This window comes from Paracoccus sp. S-4012 (assembly GCF_009674885.1).
Lineage (GTDB): Bacteria > Pseudomonadota > Alphaproteobacteria > Rhodobacterales > Rhodobacteraceae > Paracoccus.
This window is the reverse complement of record NZ_WKKA01000024.1, coordinates 1-22,919: the sequence shown is the minus strand read 5'-3', so window position 1 is coordinate 22,919 and position 22,919 is coordinate 1. Positions and strand designations below refer to the sequence as shown.

General features: G+C 65.9%; 19 protein-coding genes and 2 pseudogenes. 12 read left to right on the top strand and 9 right to left on the bottom strand.

The window, feature by feature from the left end; genetic code table 11:
* The first annotated feature begins 6 nt into the window (after positions 1 to 6).
* Both GI374_RS17625 and GI374_RS17620 read left to right on the top strand, forming a co-directional pair.
* Complete coding sequence (locus GI374_RS17625; RefSeq protein WP_154338338.1) at positions 7 to 1,026, top strand: hypothetical protein; 1,020 nt, start codon at positions 7 to 9, stop codon at positions 1,024 to 1,026.
* Between the two features lie 33 nt (positions 1,027 to 1,059).
* On the top strand, positions 1,060 to 1,842 hold the full coding sequence (locus tag GI374_RS17620) for a Stf0 family sulfotransferase (RefSeq protein WP_154338337.1): 783 nt from the start codon (positions 1,060 to 1,062) through the stop codon (positions 1,840 to 1,842).
* 1 nt (position 1,843) lies between these two features.
* On the opposite strand, the gene GI374_RS17615 is transcribed toward GI374_RS17620, so the two are convergent.
* The 6 genes from GI374_RS17615 to GI374_RS19500 all read right to left on the bottom strand — a co-directional run bounded on the left by GI374_RS17615 (position 1,844) and on the right by GI374_RS19500 (position 10,705).
* The gene (locus GI374_RS17615) at positions 1,844 to 2,791 is read right to left on the bottom strand and encodes an FkbM family methyltransferase (protein ID WP_195759979.1); all 948 of its coding nucleotides are present in this window, start codon (positions 2,789 to 2,791) and stop codon (positions 1,844 to 1,846) included.
* 485 nt (positions 2,792 to 3,276) lie between these two features.
* On the bottom strand, positions 3,277 to 3,921 hold the full coding sequence (locus tag GI374_RS17610; protein ID WP_195759978.1) for a transposase: 645 nt from the start codon (positions 3,919 to 3,921) through the stop codon (positions 3,277 to 3,279).
* Between the two features lie 190 nt (positions 3,922 to 4,111).
* Entirely contained in the window at positions 4,112 to 5,845 is a 1,734-nt protein-coding gene (locus tag GI374_RS17605; RefSeq protein ID WP_370515454.1) for a recombinase family protein, read from the bottom strand.
* Between the two features lie 764 nt (positions 5,846 to 6,609).
* Complete coding sequence (locus GI374_RS17600) at positions 6,610 to 7,470, bottom strand: DUF3320 domain-containing protein (protein WP_154338334.1); 861 nt, start codon at positions 7,468 to 7,470, stop codon at positions 6,610 to 6,612.
* A 260-nt stretch (positions 7,471 to 7,730) separates the two neighbouring features.
* Positions 7,731 to 8,930 (bottom strand): IS256 family transposase, encoded by a 1,200-nt coding sequence (locus tag GI374_RS17595; RefSeq protein WP_154338333.1) that lies wholly within the window; start codon positions 8,928 to 8,930, stop codon positions 7,731 to 7,733.
* Between the two features lie 530 nt (positions 8,931 to 9,460).
* Entirely contained in the window at positions 9,461 to 10,705 is a 1,245-nt protein-coding gene (locus GI374_RS19500; protein WP_229583511.1) for a hypothetical protein, read from the bottom strand.
* Between the two features lie 46 nt (positions 10,706 to 10,751).
* Here GI374_RS19500 and GI374_RS17585 point away from each other — a divergent pair, with 46 nt between their 5' ends.
* The 3 genes from GI374_RS17585 (at position 10,752) to GI374_RS17575 (ending at position 11,680) form a co-directional block, all read left to right on the top strand.
* Positions 10,752 to 10,934, top strand: a complete 183-nt coding sequence (locus tag GI374_RS17585; RefSeq protein ID WP_154338331.1) for a hypothetical protein — start codon at positions 10,752 to 10,754, stop codon at positions 10,932 to 10,934.
* A 132-nt stretch (positions 10,935 to 11,066) separates the two neighbouring features.
* On the top strand, positions 11,067 to 11,402 hold the full coding sequence (locus GI374_RS17580; RefSeq protein ID WP_154338330.1) for a hypothetical protein: 336 nt from the start codon (positions 11,067 to 11,069) through the stop codon (positions 11,400 to 11,402).
* Between the two features lie 95 nt (positions 11,403 to 11,497).
* Complete coding sequence (locus GI374_RS17575; RefSeq protein WP_154338329.1) at positions 11,498 to 11,680, top strand: hypothetical protein; 183 nt, start codon at positions 11,498 to 11,500, stop codon at positions 11,678 to 11,680.
* A 106-nt stretch (positions 11,681 to 11,786) separates the two neighbouring features.
* Here GI374_RS17575 and GI374_RS17570 read toward each other — a convergent pair.
* Positions 11,787 to 12,260: pseudogene (locus GI374_RS17570) on the bottom strand (type I restriction enzyme endonuclease domain-containing protein); the annotation flags it as partial.
* 398 nt (positions 12,261 to 12,658) lie between these two features.
* Here GI374_RS17570 and GI374_RS17565 point away from each other — a divergent pair.
* The 7 genes from GI374_RS17565 (at position 12,659) to GI374_RS17535 (ending at position 21,752) form a co-directional block, all read left to right on the top strand.
* Complete coding sequence (locus GI374_RS17565) at positions 12,659 to 12,964, top strand: DUF485 domain-containing protein (protein WP_154338327.1); 306 nt, start codon at positions 12,659 to 12,661, stop codon at positions 12,962 to 12,964.
* 8 nt (positions 12,965 to 12,972) lie between these two features.
* A complete protein-coding gene (locus GI374_RS17560) occupies positions 12,973 to 14,685 on the top strand; it encodes a cation acetate symporter (protein WP_195759977.1) in 1,713 nt (570 codons plus the stop codon).
* Positions 14,686 to 14,786: 101 nt separating this feature from the next.
* Entirely contained in the window at positions 14,787 to 16,175 is a 1,389-nt protein-coding gene (locus tag GI374_RS17555) for a DUF294 nucleotidyltransferase-like domain-containing protein (RefSeq protein WP_154338325.1), read from the top strand.
* Entirely contained in the window at positions 16,172 to 16,414 is a 243-nt protein-coding gene (locus GI374_RS17550) for a hypothetical protein (RefSeq protein ID WP_370515452.1), read from the top strand. Before GI374_RS17555 ends, GI374_RS17550 begins: the two co-directional genes overlap by 4 nt.
* 34 nt (positions 16,415 to 16,448) lie before the next feature.
* The gene (locus GI374_RS17545; protein WP_154338324.1) at positions 16,449 to 19,232 is read left to right on the top strand and encodes a sensor histidine kinase; all 2,784 of its coding nucleotides are present in this window, start codon (positions 16,449 to 16,451) and stop codon (positions 19,230 to 19,232) included.
* Entirely contained in the window at positions 19,204 to 19,569 is a 366-nt protein-coding gene (locus GI374_RS17540; RefSeq protein WP_154338323.1) for a response regulator transcription factor, read from the top strand. Before GI374_RS17545 ends, GI374_RS17540 begins: the two co-directional genes overlap by 29 nt.
* A complete protein-coding gene (locus GI374_RS17535; RefSeq protein WP_370515451.1) occupies positions 19,566 to 21,752 on the top strand; it encodes an exonuclease domain-containing protein in 2,187 nt (728 codons plus the stop codon). The genes GI374_RS17540 and GI374_RS17535 overlap by 4 nt, the downstream gene beginning before the upstream one ends.
* A gap of 273 nt (positions 21,753 to 22,025) precedes the next feature.
* Here GI374_RS17535 and GI374_RS17530 read toward each other — a convergent pair whose 3' ends face one another.
* Complete coding sequence (locus tag GI374_RS17530; protein ID WP_229583514.1) at positions 22,026 to 22,535, bottom strand: tyrosine-type recombinase/integrase; 510 nt, start codon at positions 22,533 to 22,535, stop codon at positions 22,026 to 22,028.
* A gap of 135 nt (positions 22,536 to 22,670) precedes the next feature.
* A pseudogene (locus GI374_RS17525) lies at positions 22,671 to 22,919 on the bottom strand (transposase); the annotation flags it as partial.

The window sequence follows — 22,919 nt, the reverse complement described above, 5'->3', positions numbered from 1 at the left end:
ATAGACTTGAAATTCGATATGGAGCCGGAAATATGGCCAGCCTTTTTCAGGTTGAACACGGTCGGTGGCTTGCGCAAGTTTCATGGTAGCCTAGATTACTCGGCTCCCGAGCAAGCTGCCTTGGCACATTATATATCCACTTGGCCGATAGTTGGCAGCGATCAGGATGATGCCCGGTTCGTTCCGGAGAGCTATATCTCGCTGGACCGGGTTGCAATCATGTACGGCAACGCTCCGGTCATATTTTCGGGACGGAATCAATGGTGCACTAAGCCGTACCTCTCTGCGGAGGCGGCACGAGGAAAGCTTTCCGGTCTGGAGCATCTTGTTAGTTCCATTCGGCGCTCGAATCCCGACTCCCGTATCGCGCTTCTATTTGTTCCGGAGAAAGATCACGTCATTAGCCGGTTCATACTGAACGAGGATCGCTTTTCTCGGATCGAAGAGGCTATTGCAGAACTGCGGGCACGCTTGGCATTACTTGATGTCAAGCTCATTTTTGAGCAGCCGTTTGGGGGTCTCGGAGAGGTCATGAAGCTTTCCGATTTCTCCTACGGCGACAGTCACCTGGCGAATTTCAACTACGTCTCTATGCTAAGCTTCGTTCTGAGCGCACTTGCGGTGCCAAGTGGCACGGTAGATATTGGCCTTGGTACGGCTGACCATACAATCTTTGGCGACCTTGCAGCCAAGTTCGGTGACGGAAGGACCGTCAAGGCGGTGTCTTCTGGACCAGACTTCCCTAACAGCAGGGTTGTGCAGGTTGCCGGAAACGAGACCTTTGCCTCACCTCTGGGAGACACCTGGCAGGAGTTCGTGAACGACGCTGCGTCCGTCAACGAAACGGTATGTCTTTTGGGCGACTCTCATTGCTCGATTTATAGGCAGCGGCGGCTAACATACTTGTTTTCTAACATCTACCGCCGAACGTGTTTCTCATGGAACCCGTGCGGTACTCGGAAGAGACCGGGTATGTTGGAGTTTGACAACCTCGTTCTAGAGACTTCAAGCAGATTTGTTGTCTAGACGGTTGCGAGAAAAATCACGAGGGTTTCTAACATGAGTTCTGTTGTGGATGAGCTTGCGGAGCCGCAGATTCACGAGGTCAAGATAAGTGATTTCTACGGCGGCGATGTTTTCTTTGCGCAGGAAGAACCTATTTTTCAGCAGCCGATTGCGTTGCTTCTGTTTGCAAATCGGTCGGGCTCTAACCTCTTAGCTGAGCACCTGCTGGCCTCCGGTCGTTTTTCCGGGTTGCAGGAAACCTTGAATTATGAAAACGTTGAGGATGTGTCTAGGCGGCATGGGGTCAAGTCTTTCCCTCAGTACGTTAGGGCAATAGCCGCTCATAACATGCGGCACGGCATTTTTGGCACTAAATGTTCGCTCGGGCAATTGGCTATGTTGCTTCGGTGGAACATATTGTCAATGTTTTCCGGCGCTAAAATCATCAACATCGAGCGGCGAGATGTCGTAAGTCAAGCAGTGTCAATGAGTATCGCAAGTCAAACGGAGAGTTGGTCAAGCGACGTTCCGCCGACGGGAGACCCGGTGTATCGCTTTGATGAGATCGAGAAGTATTTTACCCACTTTACCGGGGACGTCATCAAGCGACGGATCCTGATTGACTTGCTAGAGATCGACGCAAGAACGTTCGAGTACGATGAAGTTGTTTCAAAGCCATTTGAGGTCGTCTCTGAATGCTGCGGCCTCTTCGGAGTTCCGGTGCCGGAAGGGGTACCGGAGCGCACCCGGCTGAAGAAGCAAGGCGGTGCGTTGAACCAGGAGTATTCCGCCCGCTTTCGGCAGGACCTTCGGCGGCGACTCCTGCACCGCACTTAGTTCAGTTGTCCTTCAAGAACTCCCGCAACGCCACCCCCTTCTCCATCCTCCCCAGCCGCGCGATCAGTTCCGCCCGGCTGAGCCCCGTCCAGTCCGGCCGCGCCCAGCGCGGCGTGTCGAACAGGGCGCGGCGCAGGTCGAATGAGGTCGCGATCGGGCGGCAGATGATGTCCTCGCCCGGCACTAGGGCCGCCGCCCGCGTGGCCAGCCCCGCGAGACGCTCCGCCGGGCCGGCCACCAGCGCCGCCTCGTAGGCCATCGGATAGATCAGCTCCTCGGTCCCACGGTGGTTCGTCTTGCGGAAGGCCGGAAACGCCACATAGAGGACGTCGTATTCGAGCCATTTCAGCCCGCCCAATAGGCTGAGGCTTTCTGGCGACTCGTTGCACTCGGCCCAGATCAGCGGATGACGGTCCCGCAGATACCACAGATCACCCCGGAGGGCGTCGAGCTCCATCCCCTCGAGGTCCAGCTTCAGCATGTCGTAGGGCCCGAACTCGGCCCTTAGGTCCGCCAGGGTGCGGCAGGGGATGGCCGGCCCCTCTTCGGGGCGCGTCTCGGCGTGGCTGTAGCGCGTCGCGCCGTGGTTCTGCGGGTCCTCCAGCGCCGGGCCCAGCCACCCGCCGCGCGCGCCCACACCGCAGGGCGCCAGCCGCGCGGGGCAGGGCAGAAGCCCGAGGTTGCGTTCCAGCGCGCCGGTCACGTCAGGATTGGCCTCGATTGCCACGACTTGGCCGGGGGTCGTCTGCCGCGCCACGCCGAGCGCGAAGGTTCCCAGAAACGCGCCGGCATCCCACAGCGTATCGCCGGGTTCGAGCAGCGCCCCGGCAAGAATCGCCTCGGCGGCACACCATTCGCCGAGCTGCCGCAGCGAACGGAGGATGAGATCGTCGGACCAGTCTGGCACGTGCATCAGCCCGTAAAGGGTCTCGAGGGTCCGCTGCTTCACCTGCACTTGCCTTGCGCGAAATGTGGGGCCGCCGCCGCAGCAACATGCCGGAAGCCCGGAACATAAGGTGAAACGCGGGTCGCGCAAGCTGCCGCCCGCCATCGGCACCGCCTGCCTGGGTCACGCGGTTAGGGCCTTGGCGTCGAAGCGGCCGCTGCGCCACAGCAAAAGCGCAGCGAGCTGCCGTTTCGGCCCTCACACTCCCAGCTCCGGTAGCCTTGCGATACCGGCGTTTGGGTGGTGTCAGGTGTGGACGGCTCCTGTGACGCAAGGGTGTTTACAGGGCTGAGTTGATCGACGCGGGTACGGTCATTTGTCCGGCCTGTCGGCGCGGCACGCTGGCCGCTGGCCCTGATGATGTCCGCGTGCCGGGCTCCCGATCAGAGGAGCGGATTCGAAGTCCGGACACTACCCCGGGGTGCGCCTGGCCGCGGTTACCGTTCGATCCTCATCCTGTCTTCGGTCCCTGCATCACACCGGCCGGGTTACCCCGGCCGGATCGGGTCAGGCCCTGAAGTGGCCCTGATAAGTTCCGCCGCGGTGCATGAGCGCCCACGCGATCCGTGCGGTCTTGTTGGCGGCGACGACGGCGACCAGCCCTGCCGGCTTGCGGGCAAGGAGTGCGCGGAGCCAGGGTCCTGTCGCGGTGTCGTTGCGCGCCCGCGCCGCACGACCGAGGTCGCCCCGACGACCAGCAGGCGCCTAAGATAGCCGTTGCCCATGCGCGAGATCGATCCCAGCCGTGGCTTGCCGCCCGTGGAGTTCTGGCGCGGCACCAGCCCTAGGAAAGGCTGCGAGATCCCGGCCAGAGCGAAATGCCGCCGGGTTCTCGATGCTGGCGGCGAGGCGGTCACGGTGAGGACGCCCATGCTCGGGATGGTTTCCAGCCTTTGGCTGGCTTCGTCGGCCCGGTGCCAGGCGATCAGCTTGCGCTCCAGTGCTCGGATCCCCCGTCCGAGGCTTCCCAACTGGGCGGCGAATACCTGGAGGGTCGAGCGCAGCAGCTCGGGCAGTCGGGCCAACGCCTCGTCTTCGTCCAGGCGCTGCAGGGCGTTCAGGGTATTGCGCGGTGCCAGCGCGATGACGATCCCGAACTCGGCCAGTTGTGCCCGCGCAGCATTGAGCTGCATGGTACGTTGCCGCCAACGACCTGGCCCGACTACCTCGGCTGCTGGCAGCATGAAACCGAAAACAGGCATCGGACGTCCATGGTGTTCAGCGACCTGCTAGCTGGCCGCCGCCTGTCAGGCCATTGTCCAGTCGAGCGCCGATCAGCGCGAGGCAGTCTCAGCCTTGCTGGAGAAGCGCCAGCCGCGGTTTTCAAGACGTTAGTCTGGGCCGCCGTGCTCGCGCGATCGCCAAACAGTGTTCAAATCCTGTCCCCGCAACCACCGTTCCCGACCACGCACCAGCCCCGGCCGCTAGCCGGGGCTTTCTGCCGTCCGGCTCGCCCAGCGCGAGGATGCCCGCGAGCGCGCCCGAGATCTCGATCCGGTGTCCGCCGGGTTCATCCTCGTCGGGCAGCATCCGGATTTCGGAGATGAGCCCGCGCAGCGCCTCGGATGCTTCCAGCCGGAGGCCGGGATCCTGCAGCGACGCCGCCAGATCCTCGATGCGCTCGCGATAGAGCTCGCTCAGACTCGGGTGCAGCCGAAGGGCAGGGGGCTCCGGCGCCTCTTCGAGCGCGCGCGTCAACCTTGTCTTCTCATCTTCGAGCCCGGCCATCTTCGCCTTCATCGAGGAGTGATACATGCCGTCCTCGATCGCCGAGAGCATGGCTGCGATCTTCTTCTCGACCTGGGCGAGCTCACGCGTTTGCGTGTCTCGATCCTTGGAAGCATCGGCCGCCGCTTCATTGAAGGCTCGACGGTATTCCTCAACGAAGGCGGCGATGAGATCCGGGTGCAGCAGACGCTCCTTGAGACCAGAGAGAACGCGGGTCTCAACTTCCTCACGGCGGATCGTCGCGCCGTTCGTGCAGAAGGCCTTACCCTTGTTGCGCATGCCGGCGCAGCCGTAGCGGGTCTTGTTGATGAGCGTGTAACTCGCGCCGCAGCAGCCGCACGTCACCAAACCGGAAAACAGGTAGTTCGGCCGGCGGGCGCGCTCCGGCCGGTTCGGACCGCCGAGCACGCCGGCAGGGTTGATCTCGGCACGGATTGCGCCTTGGCGGACCTTCACCTCCTGCCAGAGGTCCTCGTCGATGATCCGAAGGTGAGGCACGTCTTCGGTCAGCCATGCCGAAGCTGGGTTGAGCCGGGCCTGCCGCTTCTGGGTAGCCGGATCCTTGACGAAGGTCTGCCGGTTCCAGACCAGTCGTCCGATATAGAGCTCGTTGTTCAGGATCCCGGTGCCGCGTTTCCAGTTCCCGGAGATCGTTGAGGGACCCCATGTTCCGTCGCCCTTGCCGCTGTCGGGGCTGGAAATGCCTTCCGCGTTAAGGGCGGCGGCGATGGTTCGCGCGCTCTGGCCGGCGGCGTAGGCGCGGAAGATGCGCTCGACGATCGTCGCCTGCTGCTGATCGATCTCGCGCTCGCCCGTCGTGACACTGCCGTCCGCCCTGACCTCACGCCGGACCCGGTATCCGTAGCTCTTTCCACCAGCCGATTTCCCCTCGCGAACCCTTCCTTCCAGACCACGATGGGTCTTCTGCGCCAGATCCTTCAGGAAAAGCGCCGACATGGTCCCCTTCAAGCCGATATGCAGCTCAGAGATCTCGCCCTCCGCGACCGTGACGATCGGCAGTCCGAGGAAGGTCATGCGCTTGTGGAAGGCAGCAATATGCTCCTGGTCGCGACTGAGCCGGTCCAGACCTTCCGAAACGACGACGTCGAAGCGCCCGCGGCCGGCGTCCTGTTGCAGTTGCTGGAAGCTTGGGCGGAGCAGGAGCGAGCCGGACACGCCCTTGTCAGCGTAGACCTCGGCAATCTCCCAGCCACGGTCCGCGATCAGGCGACGGCACACGTGCAGCTGGTCCTCGATCGAGGCCTCCCGCTGGAGCTCGGTCGAGTAGCGTGCGTAGATCGCTGCCCGCAGCCGGATGGTTGCTGTCACGGATCACTCCTCCCGAGCGTTCGACGTCTTCTGCGCCGCGACATGCTCGCGCGCGGCTTCGCGTGCCAGAAGCCGGACCAACTGCAGGAGGGAAGGATGGGGAGGCGCGGCCTCGTCTACAAGAGCAGACCTGACGGAGACATGCCGGGGCAGCGACGCCGGCTCGTCCGCTGCCCTCCTCCTGACATGTGCATTTCCGCCCCGTGCCACTGGCCGAGTTCCTCCGTTCCGCGCGGAGGAGTTCCCCCGGCGGTTGATGATGATGTCGCAATGCTGTGGGGAAGAGGCCCCGGCGCTGTCCTGGCCAGTATAGAGGATGACGTGGCATTCGGTTTGGAACGCCTCACGGAAATCCGGTAATCGGGCTCCGAACCTGTGGATTACCAACCCTGCGGGCCTTCGAGAGGTCTATCGCCGCGCCGCCTGCACCCTGCGAGCGGTTGCTTTCATCCGGCCGATAGCCATTCCGGGGCGTGAAGAGCCCGGAGACAGCCCTGTTGGTTGCGAAAAAGAATATGGCAAACCGCAATACGTAGGTCCGGCCATCAGCCGGTCAGCCAATCGGTGACGTTATCGACGCGCCCGCGACGATCCGGTCGCCCAAGCTCACACTTGAACCATCACCGCTCAGGCGAGGCTGGCCTCCTGTCGCGATCCATTCGACCTTCAAGATGAGGGCGTGCGCAAGCGGGAGGAACCTTGGCGATGTCCTTCCACGGGGAAGCGCGTCAGCAACGGCGATCTTTGTCGGCCCCGGATGGAGATCATGAAGGATTGGCGCGCCACCAGGCGAGGCATCCTTCGAGATACTCGCGGATGGTCGGCGTAAGGCGCCCGACACCTGCCAGCCGGGCGCATTCACGCACCGGATCGACCGCATGGGCCAGCGGAGCGGCGTTGCGGTCGAAGAGGTCGGCGAGCTCGTGTCGTGAGATCTCCCGGATGTCGCGGTCTGTCCCTGCCCGGAAGGTGGTCCGAGAAGCACAGGTTTCCGGCGCCCACACGAAAGGGGTGCCGGCTTCGTCATGGCGTTCGGCAGCGCCGAGACAGGCATTGATGCGAGCCGAGATCAGCCCGCCGGCGCGGTGCCAGCCATGAAGCCGGGCGATCCTCCGCCGCAGCAGCTCGAGAGGAAGCGGCCCATCAATCTGGACGATCTCCGCGATGATCTCGGTGAGCCTGGTCGAGTAGCCATCCGAGAAGAAGTCCTCCTGAGAGCCCGGGCTCGCCGAAGGAAGTCCCGGACGCTCCGCGGACACTGGAGGGCATGGGCTGCTCTCGTCACGGCCGCCACTGGCCGTCGGCCAGTCATGGAACTCGGTCTCGCCGTAGGCCGCTCCTTCCAGGACAGCGCTGCCGCCGCCATCCGGCATCGGCACCCGCATGACCTGCAGGGCAGCGCCGGCGGTCCGGGCCGCCAAAAAGAGGGCGACGAGCTCTCGCACATCCGCCCGGTGTTCAGGGCGGACATCGACCTCCATGCGAACGAGGCCCGCGCGCCTCTTGCGCTCTCGAGAGCGCTGGTTTGCGCGGCACTTCCGCATCCTCGATGCCAGCCCGAAACGGCCGAGGCTCTCCTTCTCCTGGCGGGAAAGACTGTCCCAGATCAGATCGTCATCGTTCACTCGGCGGTTCCCTTCGGTCTACCCCTGCTGACATGCGCAGGCGAGGCGCGCGTCGCCAGTCTCGATCCCGCGAAATCCACAGCCTCGCGCCGGTGGCGGCTGGGCGCTCGGCGCCGCGCTCCTTCGTCGATTGGCGGGCTGAGGTGGTCTGATGAGCGCGCTCGCCGGATACCCTCGGCTCAGGAGCTCAGGATGCTGTCCCATGAAGTGGTGTAGCTGGCGCTGATCGTCACCGTGATGTTCGGTGCGGGCCTGCTTGATCAGGATGCCGCCGCGGGCAGGCTGATGACGGGATCATCCCGCATCGCACCGATGGTTTCCAGCGTCATGTAGCGAGAACGCTGGACGGCCCACTCGTCATTCTGTTCCAGCAGCAGCGCGCCGACCAGGCGGACGATGGCATCGTCATTGGGGAAGATGCCGACGACGTCGGTGCGGCGCTTGATCTCTCCGTTCAGGCGCTCGACTGGGTTCGTGCTGTGCAACTTCGTCCGGTGCTCCTTGGGGAAGGCCATGTAGGCGAGCACATCGTGTTCCGCCTCGTCCATGATTGTCGCGAGCTTCGGCACCTTGGGCCGGATCTGGTCGGCGACGCTGCGCCATTGGGCGCTGGCGGCCTCGGCGGTGTCCTGCGCGAAGGCGGCGGCGATGAAGGCCGAGACCACCCGTCGGCCGCTCTTGCCGGCGTGGGCCGCGATGTTCCTCTGGAAATGCACACAGCAGCGCTGCCAGGTGGCGCAGAGAACCTTCGACACCGCGGTCTTGAGGCCCTCGTGGGCGTCCGAAGTCACCAGCTTCACGCCGCGCAGGCCGCGCCGCGTCAGCTTGCGGAGAAACTCGGTCCAGATCGGCTCGGCCTCGGAGGTGCCGATCTCCAGGCCCAGCACCTCGCGCCGCCCATCCGTGTTCACGCCGATGGCGATGATGACGGCGACCGAGACGATCCGGCCGCCACGCCGGACCTTCAAGTAGGTCGCGTCGATCCAGAGGTAGGGCCAGTCACCCTCCAGCGGTCGGGTAAGAAAGGCCTTCACCTTGCCGTCGATCTCTTCGCAGAGCCGCGATACCTGGCTCTTGGAGATGCCCGACATGCCCATCGCCTTGACGAGGTCGTCAACGGATCGCGTCGAGATGCCCTGCACGTAAGCCTCCTGGATCACGGCGGTCAGAGCCTTCTCGGCCATCCGCCGAGGTTCGAGGAAGCCGGGGAAATAGCTGCCCTTGCGCAGCTTCGGGATGCGCAGCTCGACCGTCCCGGCCCGCGTCTCCCAGTCCCGGTCGCGATATCCATTGCGCTGCGCGCGGCGTGCGGGGTCCTTCTCGCCGTAAGCCGCGCCCGTTGCAGCGCCGACCTCCAGCTCCATCAGCCGCTCGGCCGCGAAGCCGATCATCTCGCGCAGCAGATCGGCGTCGGGCGTCTTCTCGACAAGGTCACGCAGGTTCATCATGTCGGTGGTCATCGGTGAAATCTCCGGTCCGGGTTGGTGTAAGCAACCAGACCCTACCGGAGCATCGCCGGTGACCACCTCAGCCAGAACCTACACCACCCGGCGGGACAGCATCCGGCTCGGCCTGATCCCCAGACACCGGTAGGGATGACGGAGTAGCTCCGGAAGATGCTCCGGGGCGTCTCCGGTGGGCTGTGACAGCAAGTCTCCGCAGCCGGTCACCAGAAAACTCACGCGGCCGTCGCTGCCGGCGGTTTGGTTTTTTCACCAAGACCACGGAGCCTTTCGGGGCCGGGCAGTTCCGCACCGGCGTGGAGCGTGAATCAGATGGCCCGGCCGAGCAAGATCCCAGAGCAGAAGCGCCGGAAGTGGGGGGTCCTGAACGTTACCGCCACCGAGCGGGGCGTCATCGAGAAGGCTGCCGCGGCAGCGCGCCAGCCTGTCAATCGGTTCATCATCGCCCGCACGCTCTCGGGTGCCTCGGTCGTGCGCGCGGACTGGCAGCAGAACGTCGCCAGACTGGGGCTCGCGGTCGGGCTCCTTCAGGAGATCGCGGCCGAGGTCAGGCAGCGGGCGGAGCCGATCGATGCGCTGCGCATCGCTCTCGAGCTGCGCCGCGTCGAGGCGGCACTGACGGAGCCGACCCTGTCCTCGGCAGCCGACGCGGTCTCCTGGGAATGCTGATCTCGTTCTCGAAGCATACGGGCGCCGGGGACGGAGCGGACGTCGGTCGAGCCTTGACGGCCTACATGGACGCGCCCGTTGTCGTGAAGAGCTCTCCCGGCGGAGGGCGCCTCCTCGTGGCTCGCGATCCCCTGCCGGAGATCTTGTTGGGGCGGGCTGATCTGCTGCGCGCGTCGATCCGCAGCCTCGGCTTCGTCCACAGATATAGTTCGGCGGTGTTGTCGTTCGCGCGTGACGACATCGACATCCAGGCCTTCAACGCCGGAGATCCCGCGCTGCGCGGGCAGGTCGATGTCGCCTTGCGCCTCTTCCTCGCGGTGGCGTTGGCCGGAATCCCAGACCGCCGCCGACCGCCGGCTTACGCCACCACGCACACACATACCGGAAGGCTGGAGGTGAACGTCGCGATCTCCCGTGGCATGCTGACCCCGGGAGGCGCCCTCCGCAGCATCAACCCGCATCCGCCGCGGCGCGGAAGCGCAGAAATCTGGACAGCGCTCCAAGATGCCTTGAACCTGCGCTTCGCGTGGGCAGATCCTGATGATCCGAGCCGGGCCCGCGACCTGATCCTGCCGGACTGGGAGTTGAAGCAGGCAGCCGAGGCAGCACGCGCTGGAGGCCTTCCCTCGCCCGACGTCCGGCGCCTCTATCATGAGCAGATCCAGCGAGTGATCGGCGACCGCCCCATCGGCAGCCGCGACGAGCTTCTGGCAGTCCTCGCCGACAAGCGGGCTGAGCTGGGGTTTTCGGTCGTCACGACCTCGCGGCGTGCCGTCACGGTCGCTCCACTGGGGGGCGGACCCCAGCATCATGTCCGGCTTGTCGGACCGCTTTACGGCGCCATCGTCGATCCGGCGTTCTTCGAGCCTGATGGACGAGGCATGGTCAGGCTGCGGGCCGAGCGGCTGCAGCAGACGCGAACCGCGCTGCCGCGCCTCCAAGTTGCGTGGGAACGCCGCGCCCGGGAGAATCAGGCCCGCCTCGGCGTTGGAAATGATGCCGTGCTCTCCTGTGACTTCGCGGAACTGCTCGGCACCGCGCCCGCGAGACCTGTTCTCATTCCGCTCCGGCACCACCGGCTGGCGGCGGTGCCAGCGAGACATCGCCCCGAAAGGCAACCGACCCATGAAATCGATGAGATTGTCTCCTATGGATCAGCTCCTGCTCGACACGGTCCACCGGATCGAGGCCGAGTGGAGGGCCCGCGAGGTCAGGCTCCTCAAGGAGATTGGCGCGTTGCGTCAGGAGATGGCAGAGCGGGACGAGGCCATCGCGAGCTTGACCACCTTGCTCGGCGCCTGGCTGGACCTGTCGGAGCCGCCGCGGTCCTGAGATCCCTGGCGAGACGCCTCACTTCCCTTGGCGAGCATCTGGCCGAGGTCATGCATGACGCCTGGTTCGGTCTGGTCCTCGACAGGCAGCAGAAATCAACACCCGCGTCATCACTGTCGAAAGGAGATCGATATGACGGACGACACGAGCCTGGAAGAAATCAACAAGTCACTCCGGTCCCTGATCCGGGCATTCCAGTCTCTCGAGGAGATGCTCAAGGCGGGAACGGACGGCGCGCAGGATCGCAGGGAGGCGTTCCTGCAGATTTTGGGCGGGCTGGCGAACCGGATCGACCGCGCCGTCGATCTGCTGGAGCGCCAGGCACTGGGCGAGGAGCGGCTGGCTCGGTGCGAGAAGATGCTGGAGATCGTCGTGGCCCGGCAACTCCGCGACCGGGAGCGCGAAGCCCTGCTCCACGACGCGGTGGAGGGCCTGGTGCGCCGCCTCGAGGAACCGCTGGGAGACTGACCCTGATCGACATCATCCGAGACGGCGCGGCAGCTGTGGAGTTCGTCGCACCAGGGGCTCGGTTCAGGGTCAGACGAAGGCGACCGGGGGCCGAGGTGAGCGTTGGCGGCATCCGCATTCAACTCCGCGAAGCCGGATTGCTGATCATTGACGACGACGGGCAGCCGGAGATCGCAGCGGCGTTGTCGGAGAGCCTGTCCGGACGGCTTCGCGTGAGTGTCGAGGCCCAGCCCGATCTGGATGGGGACGCACCTTCCCTTGGTGCGTTCGAGCCGTGATGGCGACCGGCCGAACTGACACGGGGAGATGTGATGAGCGACAACCATGCAATACGGCGGTCAACGAGGTTGACGCTCTACAGAGATGTCGGATTCCGCAGTATTTTCAGACTATGGCCAACGCCTCCGCCTGCCTGAGCACCAGCTTCACCGCTTCTGTAGCCAGGTCCGGCGGGTAGCCGTGGCGGTTCAGGATCCGCTTGATCGCTACCCGCATCCTGGCCCGCACATTCTCCCGCTTCCACCAGTCGACGCCCGAGTTGTTTCGAACCGTCAGGACGAGTTCGGTGGCGATTACCCGGAGTTCCTCGTTGCTCATGAGCTGCACCGCGCTCTCGTTGAGCGCGAGCGCGTCGTAGAAGGCTCGCTCGGCGGGGTTCAGGCCGTCCTCGGGTTCGTTGCGTAAATCCTTGGCCAGGGCAATGAGCTCCTGCAGGATCTGCAACGCGTCGACGCTGCGGTTGTGGTAGCGCGCGATGGCCTGTTCCAGGCGAGTGGAGAATGCCTCCTTTTGCACCACGTTCGTGCGGGTGCGCGCTGATATCTCCCCGTTCAACAGCTTTCTGAGAGCAGTCGTCTGCCGGTCCGGCTCAGTCGTCTCCTACGGGCGGAAGGCAGTCGTTCGCTGTGGTGGGTGCGTTCGCCTTGCGGGGCGGAGAGCGGACCTCCAGTGCGATTGCCTTGCTGGATGGCTCCGATCTCTAGTTGGGGCACCTCAGCTATCTGCCTCGCGATGGGGTCCGCGCGCATCTCAAACGTCCTCGGCAACACTCTTCCGCCGGCGTCGTAACCACCCCTGCCGGCTCCTCGCATCCAGACCGTCGCCTTCAATCGAACCCGCTGCGGTCTGCGCCTCGGTTTTGACATCGGTGCGTCAAGCCCTCGTGGCGTCATGCCGCACCCACACGCCGCTTGACTCTTGGGGGCCCGAGGGAGGTGTGATGGGACAAGGCCCACACTTGACCCGAGGAGGACAAGATGGAGACGATGATCGAACGCGTCGCAGCCGACCCGAACTATGAAAGACTGCGAACGCGAAGGCTCCGTTTCGGATGGCTGCTGACTATCGCCATGCTGGTCGTTTATTATGGCTTCATCCTGCTCATTGCATTCCGGAAGGATCTGCTCGCCACCCCGATCGGCAGCGGCGTGACGACCTGGGGCATTCCCATCGGCTTCGGAGTGATCCTCTTCACCATCGTGATCACGGCAGTCTACGTCTTCAGGGCGAACCGGGAATACGACGACCTCACCGAGGCGGTGAAACGCGAGGCGCTGAAATGAGGAGTGGAATGACCCTCGGCAGGTTCGCCGGACTGTCCGTGCTTCTTTTCCTACCCACGATCGTGCTGGCCGCGCCTGCGCTCGAGGGCGAGATCCAGCAGCAGGCGACCAACTGGACCGCGATCACCATGTTCGCGGTCTTTGTCGTCATGACGCTGTTCATCACCAAATGGGCCGCCGGACGTACCAAGTCGGCGGCCGATTTCTACACGGCAGGCGGCGGCATCACCGGCTTCCAGAACGGGCTTGCCATTGCCGGTGACTACATGTCGGCGGCCTCCTTCCTGGGGATTTCGGCCGCGGTCATGGCAAACGGCTATGATGGGTTGATCTATTCGATCGGCTTCCTGGTCGGCTGGCCGATCCTGACCTTCCTGATGGCCGAAAGGCTGCGCAACCTCGGCAAGTTCACCTTCGCCGACGTTGCGGCCTTCCGGTTCGAGCAGGCGCCGGTGCGGGTCTTTGCCGCTTCCAGCACGCTGGTGGTGGTGGCCTTCTACCTGATCGCGCAGATGGTGGGCGCGGGGCAGCTTATCAAGCTGCTGTTCGGGCTGGAATACTGGATCGCCGTGGTCATCGTCGGCGCACTGATGATGATCTACGTCCTCTTCGGCGGCATGACGGCGACCACCTGGGTGCAGATCATCAAGGCCTGCCTGCTGCTGGCCGGCGCCTCGTTCATGGCGCTGATGGTGATGTGGCAGTTCGGCTTCAGCTTCGAGCGGCTGTTCGCCCGCTCGGTCGAGATCAAGACCGAGATCGCCTTGGCGGCGGGCGAGCCACCGGACGAGGCGGCAGCGAGTGGCCGGTCGATCATGGGGCCGGGGAACTTCATCACCGACCCGATCAGCGCCATTTCCTTCGGCATGGCGCTGATGTTCGGCACCGCGGGCCTGCCGCACATCCTGATGCGCTTCTTCACGGTGCCGAGCGCCAAGGAGGCGCGCAAGTCGGTGATGTGGGCGACGGTGTGGATCGGCTACTTCTACCTGCTGACCTTCATCATCGGCTTCGGCGCGATCACCTTCGTGCTGACCAACCCCGGCTTTCTCGACCCCGAAGGCGGGCTGATCGGCGGCAACAACATGGCCGCGGTCCATCTGGCGAATGCCGTGGGCGGCAACATCTTCCTCGGCTTCATGTCGGCGGTGGCTTTTGCAACCATCCTTGCGGTGGTGGCGGGGCTGACGCTGTCGGGCGCCTCGGCGGTGTCGCATGATCTCTATTCGACGGTCATCAAGAAGGGGCAGGCCGACAACGCCGCGGAACTGCGGGTATCGAGGATCACCACGCTGGCGCTCGGCGTGGTGGCGATCATCCTGGGGATCGTGTTCGAGAAGCAGAACATCGCCTTCATGGTCTCGCTCGCCTTCGCGATCGCGGCCTCGGCGAACTTCCCGGTTCTGTTCCTCTCGCTGCTGTGGAAGGGGATGACCACCCGCGGGGCCGTCGTCGGCGGCTTCCTCGGGCTGATCTCGTCGGTGCTGCTGACGATCCTGTCGCCGTCGGTGTGGGAGGCGACCTTCGGCAATCCCGCCGGCTCGGCGCCGTTCCCCTATACCTCGCCTGCCCTGTTCTCGATGACGCTCGCGTTCCTCGGGATCTGGCTGTTCTCGGTCACCGACGCCAGCCGCCGGGCGCAGATCGACAAGGCGGGCTACAAGGCGCAGCAGATCCGGTCCGAGACCGGCATCGGCGCCTCGGAGGCTTCGGCGCATTGAGCGGCGACGACGGCAGAAGCAAAGTGGCCGGGCCGCGGGGTCCGGCCGGTCGCCATTCGGGCGAGACCAGTTCTCATTCCCGGCGCGAACTGGTCGCGCTGATGGCGACGTCCGTGGGCGAGGCATTCCTGCGCAAGCCTTTCTTCGTCGACGGGGATACCGACCTTGTGACACTGTGCCGGGAGCTGTCGGCCCGCGGCATCGGCGATGCGCTGGTCCGCGACGGCGGGCGGCTGGGCATCTTCACCACCACCGATCTACGGGAGGCGCTGCTCAAGCCCGACCCGCCCTCGCAGTTGCCCGTGCGCGCGGTCGCCACCTTCGATCCCGTCGGCCTGACGACCGACAACGATCTCTTCGACGCGATGATCCTGATGCTGCGCCACCGGGTCCACCGCCTCGTGGTGCGCAGCGGCGAGGAGGTCGTGGGCGTGCTGAGCCAGCTCGACCTCATCGGTTTCGTCGCCAACCACTCGCACCTGATCGCGCTTCAGGCCTCGCAGGCCGGCAACATCGGCGAATTGAAGGCCGCTGCTCTCCAGATTAACGGCCTGATCCGCACGCTGCGTGAGGACGGCGTCCGGGTGGAGGTCATCGCCAGCCTTGTGGGCGAGCTGAACCGGCAGATTTTCGAGCGCTTGTGGGCGCTTCTGGCACCCGAGAGCCTGCGCGCGAACAGCTGCCTGATCGTCATGGGCAGCGAGGGCCGCGGCGAGCAGATCATAAAGACCGATCAGGACAACGGCCTGATACTGCGCGACGGCTTTCCGATGGAGGGCGTGGCGGAGGTGACGGAGGCCTTCACCGCGGCGCTGGGCGCGTTCGGCTATCCGCCCTGTCCGGGTGGCATCATGATGAGCCGGCCGACCTGGCGACAGCCGCTGTCGTCGTTCCGCAGGACGATTTCCGGCTGGATCTACGGCGGCGATCCCGAAGGGCCGATGAACCTCGCGATCTTCCTTGACGCCGCCGCAGTGGCCGGGGACGAGAGCCTGCTGGCCGAGGCCCGCGCCCATGTGGACCGGCTGCTGACGAGCAGCGACGCCTTCCATGCGAGATTTGCCAGCACCGTTCGCACCTTCGGCGGGGGAGCGAGCTGGTGGTCGCGGCTGCCGGGCTTGAGCGGGCGCAACGAGGCGCTGATCGACATCAAGAAGCTGGGAATCTTCCCAATCGTGCAGGGCGCGCGGGCATTAGCGCTGCAATACCGCGTGGGCGAGCTGAACACCTTCGAGCGGCTGCGCCGCCTCGCCGAGGACCGCCGCCTCGAGGAGGCGATAGCGCGCGACCTCGCCGACGCGCTGCGCTTCCTTATCGGACTGAAGCTCGACAACAACCTGCGCCAGATCGCGGCGGACCAGACCCCCGGCAACCTGGTCCGCCTGGACAGCTTGGGCACGCTGGACCGGCAGGCGCTGAAGGACTCGCTGCGGATCGTGCGCCGCTTCAAGCAATGGCTCGCTCGTCACTACCGGCTGGACGCGCTGTGATCCGGCCCGACAAGGGTGGCGGACCCGACCGCGGCCCATTGCTGGCGCTGTTCGGCGCGGCGCTGGTCCTGTTCAATTTCCCCATGCTGATGGTCTTCGACCGAGATGCGACGGTCTTCGGCCTGCCGCTCCTCGGGGTCGCGCTGTTCGTCATCTGGGCCGGGCTGATCGGGCTTCTGGCATGGGTCAGCGAACGCCCGCGGCGACGCCGACCCCGTCGGGAGAAGGGCCAGCCGTGACCGGGGGTGGCAGCCGGCCCGGAGCGCCCGCGCCATGATCGCGCCCTCGATCGTCCTCGCCGTCTCCGCCGGCTACCTGCTGCTGCTGTTCGCCGTAGCGGCCTTCGGCGACCGGCGCGCGGCGCAGGGCCGCTCGGTCATCGGCAACGCCTGGATCTTCGCGCTGTCCTGGGCGGTCTATTGCAGCGCCTGGACCTATTTCGGCAGCGTCGGGCGCGCCGCGGCGGGGGGCATCTGGTTCCTGCCGATCTATCTCGGGCCGATGCTCGCCATGCTCCTTGCCTGGATCGTGCTGCGCAAGATGGTCCGGATCGCCCAGACCTACCGCATCACCTCGATCGCCGACTTCATCGCCAGCCGCTACGGCAAGAGCCCGCTGCTGGCCGCCGCCGTGACCCTCATCACCGTCGTCGGCATCGTCCCCTACATCGCGCTGCAATTGAAGGCGGTCTCGGCCGGCTACGACTTGCTGGTCCACGGGGTCGAGCAGGGGCCCGAGGCGGCGCAGCCGTGGTGGCGCAACGGCACCTTCGCGGTGACGCTGGTCCTCGCCGCATTTACCATCGTCTTCGGCACCCGCCACCTCGACAGCGCCGAGCGGCACGAGGGCATGGTCGCGGCCATCGCCTTCGAATCGGTCGTCAAGCTGGGCGCCTTCCTGGCCGTCGGAATCTTCGTGACCTGGGGCATCTTCGCCGGTCCCGCCGACATCTGGGCGCGGGCGCAGGTCTTCCCCGAGTTGCAGTCGCTGATGCGCCTCGGCGGCGGCGAGGGCACGGCCGCCTTCGGCCACGCGCAGTGGTTCGCGACGACGATCCTCGCCATGTTCTCGGTCCTGCTGCTGCCGCGGCAGTTCCAGATGATGGTCGTGGAATGCGTCGACGAGCATCACATCCGCCGTGCCGCCTGGATGTTCTCGGGTTACCTGCTGCTCATCAACCTCTTCGTGCTGCCGCTGGCGATCGGAGGGATGGTCCATTTCGGCCCCGGCGGCGGCATGGACCCCGAGACCTTCGTGCTGTCGCTGCCGCTGGCCGAGGGCGCGACGGTGCTGGCGCTGGTGGCCTATATTGGCGGCATGTCGGCCGCGACGGGCATGCTGATCGTCGAGACGGTCGCCGTCTCGACCATGGTCTGCAACGACTTCGTCATGCCCTCGCTGCTGCGCCTGAGGGGTTTCGATGCGCGGGCCGGGGGCGACCTCACGGAGTTGCTGCTGAACATCCGCCGCGCGGCGATCATCGCCGTGCTGCTGCTGGGCTATCTCTACTACCGCATCGCGGGCGACGCCTACGCGCTGGTCTCCATCGGCCTCATCAGCTTCGCCGCAGTGGCGCAGTTCGCGCCGGCGCTGCTGGGCGGCATCTACTGGCGCGGCGGCACCGCGGCGGGTGCGCTGGCGGGGCTGCTCGGCGGCTTTGCGGTCTGGGCCTATACGCTGATGTTGCCCTCGATGGCGAAGTCCGGCTGGCTGCCGGCGGCCTTCCTCGACCCCGGCCCCTTCGGCATCGAACTGCTCGCCCCCGAGGCGCTCCCGGGCCTGACTGGCCTCGACAATCTCACCCATTCGCTGTTCTGGAGCCTGCTGGTCAATGTCAGCCTCTATGTCGGCATCTCGCTCTGGCGCGGGCCCGGCGCGCGGGAGGCGAGCCAGGCTTTGCTGTTCGTCGACGTGTTCGAACAGGGCGACGATGCGGCCGAGCCCGCGCCAATCTTCTGGCGAGGCCGGGCCCGGCTGGAGGATCTGGTCGACCTCTCGAACCGTCTGCTGGGCCCATTGCGCGCGCGGCAGATGTTCGAGGACTACGCCGCCGAGACCGGCGTCGCGGACGTCGAGGCGATCACCGCCGACGCCCGCCTCGTGGACCGGGTCGAGCGCCAGCTTGCGGGCGCGGTCGGCAGCGCCTCGGCCCGCGTCATGGTCGCCTCGGTCGTGCAGGAGGAGCCGCTCGGGATCGCCGACGTGATCGAGATCCTCGACGAGGCCTCGCAACTGCGCGTCTATGCCCGCGCGCTGGAGGAGAAGTCGCTGTCGCTGGAGGCCGCGACCGCGGAGCTTCGCGCCGCCAACGAGGCGTTGCAGAGCCTCGACCACATGAAGGACGACTTCATGTCCTCGGTCACGCATGAGCTGCGCACGCCCCTCACCTCGATCCGCGCGCTGACCGAGCTGATGCTGGACACGCCCGACATGGAGGCGGAGCAGCGCGAAAAGTTCCTGCGCATCGTCGTGTCGGAAAGTGAGCGAATGAGCCGGCTGGTCAACCAGGTCCTCGACATGGCGAAGATGGAATCGGGTCATGCGGAATGGCACAATGCCGACGTGGACATGCGCGCGCTGATCTCGGACGCGGTCACCATCACCGCCGAGGTTTTCCGCGAGCGTGGGGCGGTGGCGGTGGCGGACCTTCCCGCGCAGGTGCCGTTGATCCGGGCCGATCCCGACCGGCTGACGCAGGTGATGCTGAACCTGCTCACCAACGCCGCCAAGTTCGTGCCGAAGGAGACCGGCCGAGCCGAGGTGATCCTGCGCGTCAGGGCCGACGATCTGGTGGTAACGGTCCGAGACAACGGGCCCGGCATCCCCGAGGCGCAGCGCGCGGCGGTGTTCGAGCGCTTCCGCCAAGTCGGCGACGCGGCCACGCGCCCGCACGGCACCGGCCTCGGGCTTCCGATCAGCCGCCGGATCGTGGAACATTCCGGGGGCGAGATGTGGGTTGAAGCGGCACCGGGGGGCGGCGCATGCTTCGCTTTCCGTCTGCCGCTCGGCCCGGGGGAGGGGGAAGGACATGGGCACCAAGGTGCTGATTGCCGATGACGAGCCCAACATCGTGGTCTCGCTGGAGTTCATGATGAAGCGCGAGGGCTACGAGGTGCTCGTGGCCCGCGACGGCAACGAGGCGCTGGAGGCGATCCGGCGCGAGCGGCCGCAACTGGTCTTGCTGGACGGCATGATGCCGGGGCTGTCGGGCTTCGACGTCTGCGAGGCGGTGCGCGCCGACCAGTCGCTCAGCGGCACGCGCATCCTGATGCTGACCGCTAAGGGGCGCGAGACGGATGTGGCCAGGGGCGTGGGCGCGGGGGCCGACGCCTATGTCATCAAGCCCTTCTCGACGCGCGACCTGATGCAGCAGGTCCGGGACATGCTCGCGTGAAACCCGACCGGCGGCTTCTGGTCGCCACGCTGGCGCCAGGCCTCGCGCTGGCGGTCTGGCTCGTCCTGGGGGTGGTGCTGTTGCGCGCGGCGCTCGGTCCGGCCGAGCGTGCCGCCGTGGATGCCGCCATCCGCCCGCTTGTCGGGTCGCACGGGGGTCTGGTGTTCGGCTGGTGGCTGGTGGCGGCGGGACTGGCCGCCTGGGCCGGCCACCGCCTGCACCGCACCCATGTCGTCGCGCCGGCGCGGCTTGCAAACTCGGCGCGGGTGCTGGCCGAGGACGCGGGAGCGCCGGAACTGCCGGTGCAGGGCGGCTCGTCGCTGCGCGGCCTTGCCGCGGCGATCAACAGCCTTGCGGCTGAGCGCCGCGGGCTGAAGGCCGAGATGGCGCGCCTGGTGGAGGAGGCCAGCTGCAGCGTGGCCGAGCAGCGCGATCAGCTTGCCGCGCTGATGAGCGAACTGGATCATGCGGTGGTGGTCTGCGCCCTCGACGGGCGTATCCTCCTCTACAACGGGCGGATGCTGGACCTGTCGCGGCAGCTCTCCCGGCATGCTGCGGGCGGCGCGGAGGTGATCGGTCTCGGCCGCTCCATCCATGCCCTGATCGACCGCGGACCGGTCCACCACGCGCTGGAGACCGTGGAGCGCCGGATCGCCCGCGGCAGCGACCGCGCCGGCCACGCCGCGAAGTTCGTCACCACGACAGCGGCCGGACACCTTCTTCAGGTCAGTCTTGCGCCGGTGCGGCCGCCTGCCGTCACAGCCGGGGACCACCCCGGATTGACCGGTTTCGTGCTTCTGGTGGACGACATCACCGCCAACATCGAGGCGCGGAGCCGCCGCGACTCGGAATTGCTGCGGCTGACCGAGAGCACGCGGGCCTCGGCCGCCAGCATGCAGGCGGCCTTGGAAATGTTGGAACTGCCCGATCTCGCCCCGGAGGAGCGCGAGCGCTTTCTTCGGGTCATCCGCGACGAGGTCACGACGATGGGCAGCCGCCTGGACGACCTCGCCGCCAGTTCGCTTCTGGAGGTGATGACCCGCTGGCCGCTGCAGGAGATGCTGGGGTCCGACCTCGTCGCCGCCGCGCAGCGCCGGATCGTGGCCGCGACCGGCGAGCCGGTCATCGCGGGGGAGACCAGGGATGATCTGTGGCTGAACGTGGACAGCTTCAGCCTGATCGAGGCCATCGCCTTCGTCGCCGGCCGGGTGGCCAAGGTTCATCGCGATCCGCGGATGTGGCTGCGGCTGGTCCCGGCCGGCGGGACGCGCGCCCATCTGGACCTTGGTTGGCACGTCGCCGAAGGCGCCGCCGCCCGGCTGCCGGCCACCCTCGCGCGGGTGCAGAGCGAGCCCATCGACCTTGCCGGCACCGCGTCGCCGGTGTCGGTTCGGGATGTGGTCGAACGTCACGGGGGCGAGGTCTGGCTGGGACGCGATCGCAGCGATGGTCAGCCCTTCTTCCGCTTTCTGCTGCCTCTGGCCCCCGCGGATGCCGCGTCCGCAGCCACCAACTGGCCCAGCCGGCCCGAATTCTACGACTTCGACCTGTTCGCCGCAGGCCGGGGCGACGGCGAACTGGACGACCAGCCGCTCTCGAAGCTGTCTTTCACTGTGTTCGACACCGAGACGACCGGCCTCGATCCGGCCGGCGGCGACGAGATCATCCAGATCGGCGCCGTGCGCATCGTCAACGGCCGCATCCTGCGCGGTGAGTGCATCGACCAGCTCGTCGATCCGCAACGCAGCATCCCGGAAGCCGGCATCCCGATCCACGGGATCCACCCGGCCATGGTCCGCGGTCAGCCGACCATCGTCGAGGCGCTCCCGACCTTCCATGCCTTCGCCGGCGACAGCGTTCTCGTCGGGCACAATATCGCCTTCGACATGCGGTTCCTGAAGCTGAAGGAGGCGCGGACCGGCTTGCGTTTCGACCAGCCACTGCTGGACACGCTGCTCCTTTCCAGCATCGTCCACCCCGATGAACCAAGCCACAGCCTCGAGGCAATCGCCGGGCGCCTCGGCACCGATCTGGTGGGGCGGCACACGGCCTTGGGTGACGCGCTAGCCACGGCAGAGGTGTTCGTCAGGCTCATCCCGCTGCTGGCGCAGCAGGGCATCGTGACGCTCGGCGAGGCTCGCGTGGCCTCCGGTTCGTCCCAGTTCGCCCGACTGGAATACTAGGTGTCTGACGCGCGAGCCTGCACGCTCGACCTATGTTCGATTAGGTTGCCCATTGGCGAACGATCCGTGCGTGAGATGTCAGGCACTCCTGCCTTCTACTACCGAAGGGTCTCCCCCCACGTCCCCTCCGTCCCGCAGAGCTGACCTGGCAGGCACGAAGCCGCAGGCCCCGCGGCCCAACGTTCGCTTCGGGGAGCTCTGGCACGGCACCGTCGCGGGCTCGATCGTCTGCAAAGGACCGACCGGCACCCAGGGAGCCGGTCGGTAGAGCGGCTACAGGTCGGTCCCCTCCGAGAGGGACAGCGCATCCTCGATGTCGACGCCAAGGTAGCGCACCGTGCTGTCCATCTCCGTGTGTCCCAGCAGCAGCTGGACCGCACGGAGGTTCTCTGTCTTCTTGTAGATCTGCGCTACCTTGGTCCGGCGCATGGAATGCGTGCCGTAGGCGCTCGGCTCCAGGCCAATCGATGAGACCCAGCCCCTTACGATCTTGGCATACTGCCGGGTTGAAAGGTGCGGGCTGCCATAGATCCGGCTCGGCCAAAGGAACTCGAGGCCGATCATCTCGGGTTCGCGGATCCAGCGCTCGAGGGACAGCCTGGTAGCCTCAGTGATCTCGAATCGGACCGGTTTGCCGGTTTTGCTCTGGATCATCGACGCGCGTTCCTTCACACGCCCGGCAACGAAGACATCGCGGACACGGAGGCCTACGATGTCGTAGCCGCGGAGTTTGCTGTGGACGGCCATGTTGAACAGCGCGAGGTCACGCGCGTTGCCGCCCATGTGCTGTGACCCCCGACCTTCACCACCTGAAACCAGAGCCGGCGGGTGACATTTGCCCGCTTGCGCGGAGGGAGCAATGGGTGATCGGCGGAACGTTTCCATCGCGTGTAGCCGATCGCCCGTTGCGGCGAACTGGGCGGCGAAGGCTGCGGGGGTCTCGTAGCCGAGTGCCGAATGGGGGCGGGCCGCGTTATAGTCGGCCACCCAGCTGGCGACGATGCGGCGGGCCTGATCGAGGCCGAAGAACAGCGTCTCGTTCAAGAGCTCGTCCCGCATCTTCGAGTTGAACGCCTCGCAGATGCCGTTCTGCATGGGCTTGCCGGGCGCGATGAAATGCCAGGACACGGCGGCCTCCTCGCACCAGGCCAGCATGGCGTTCGAGGT

Excerpts from the sequence above, each read along its gene's own strand:
- GI374_RS17620 (WP_154338337.1), top strand. The coding sequence starts at position 1,060 with ATGAGTTCTGTTGTGGATGAGCTTGCGGAGCCGCAGATTCACGAGGTC.
- GI374_RS17610 (WP_195759978.1), bottom strand. The coding sequence starts at position 3,921 with ATGCAGCTCAATGCTGCGCGGGCACAACTGGCCGAGTTCGGGATCGTC.
- GI374_RS17595 (WP_154338333.1), bottom strand. The coding sequence starts at position 8,930 with ATGACCACCGACATGATGAACCTGCGTGACCTTGTCGAGAAGACGCCC.
- GI374_RS19500 (WP_229583511.1), bottom strand. The coding sequence starts at position 10,705 with ATGTCTCGCTGGCACCGCCGCCAGCCGGTGGTGCCGGAGCGGAATGAG.
- GI374_RS17585 (WP_154338331.1), top strand. The coding sequence starts at position 10,752 with ATGGATCAGCTCCTGCTCGACACGGTCCACCGGATCGAGGCCGAGTGG.
- GI374_RS17580 (WP_154338330.1), top strand. The coding sequence starts at position 11,067 with ATGACGGACGACACGAGCCTGGAAGAAATCAACAAGTCACTCCGGTCC.
- GI374_RS17565 (WP_154338327.1), top strand. The coding sequence starts at position 12,659 with ATGGAGACGATGATCGAACGCGTCGCAGCCGACCCGAACTATGAAAGA.
- GI374_RS17560 (WP_195759977.1), top strand. The coding sequence starts at position 12,973 with ATGACCCTCGGCAGGTTCGCCGGACTGTCCGTGCTTCTTTTCCTACCC.
- GI374_RS17555 (WP_154338325.1), top strand. The coding sequence starts at position 14,787 with ATGGCGACGTCCGTGGGCGAGGCATTCCTGCGCAAGCCTTTCTTCGTC.
- GI374_RS17545 (WP_154338324.1), top strand. The coding sequence starts at position 16,449 with ATGATCGCGCCCTCGATCGTCCTCGCCGTCTCCGCCGGCTACCTGCTG.
- GI374_RS17540 (WP_154338323.1), top strand. The coding sequence starts at position 19,204 with ATGGGCACCAAGGTGCTGATTGCCGATGACGAGCCCAACATCGTGGTC.
- GI374_RS17530 (WP_229583514.1), bottom strand. The coding sequence starts at position 22,535 with ATGGGCGGCAACGCGCGTGACCTCGCGCTGTTCAACATGGCCGTCCAC.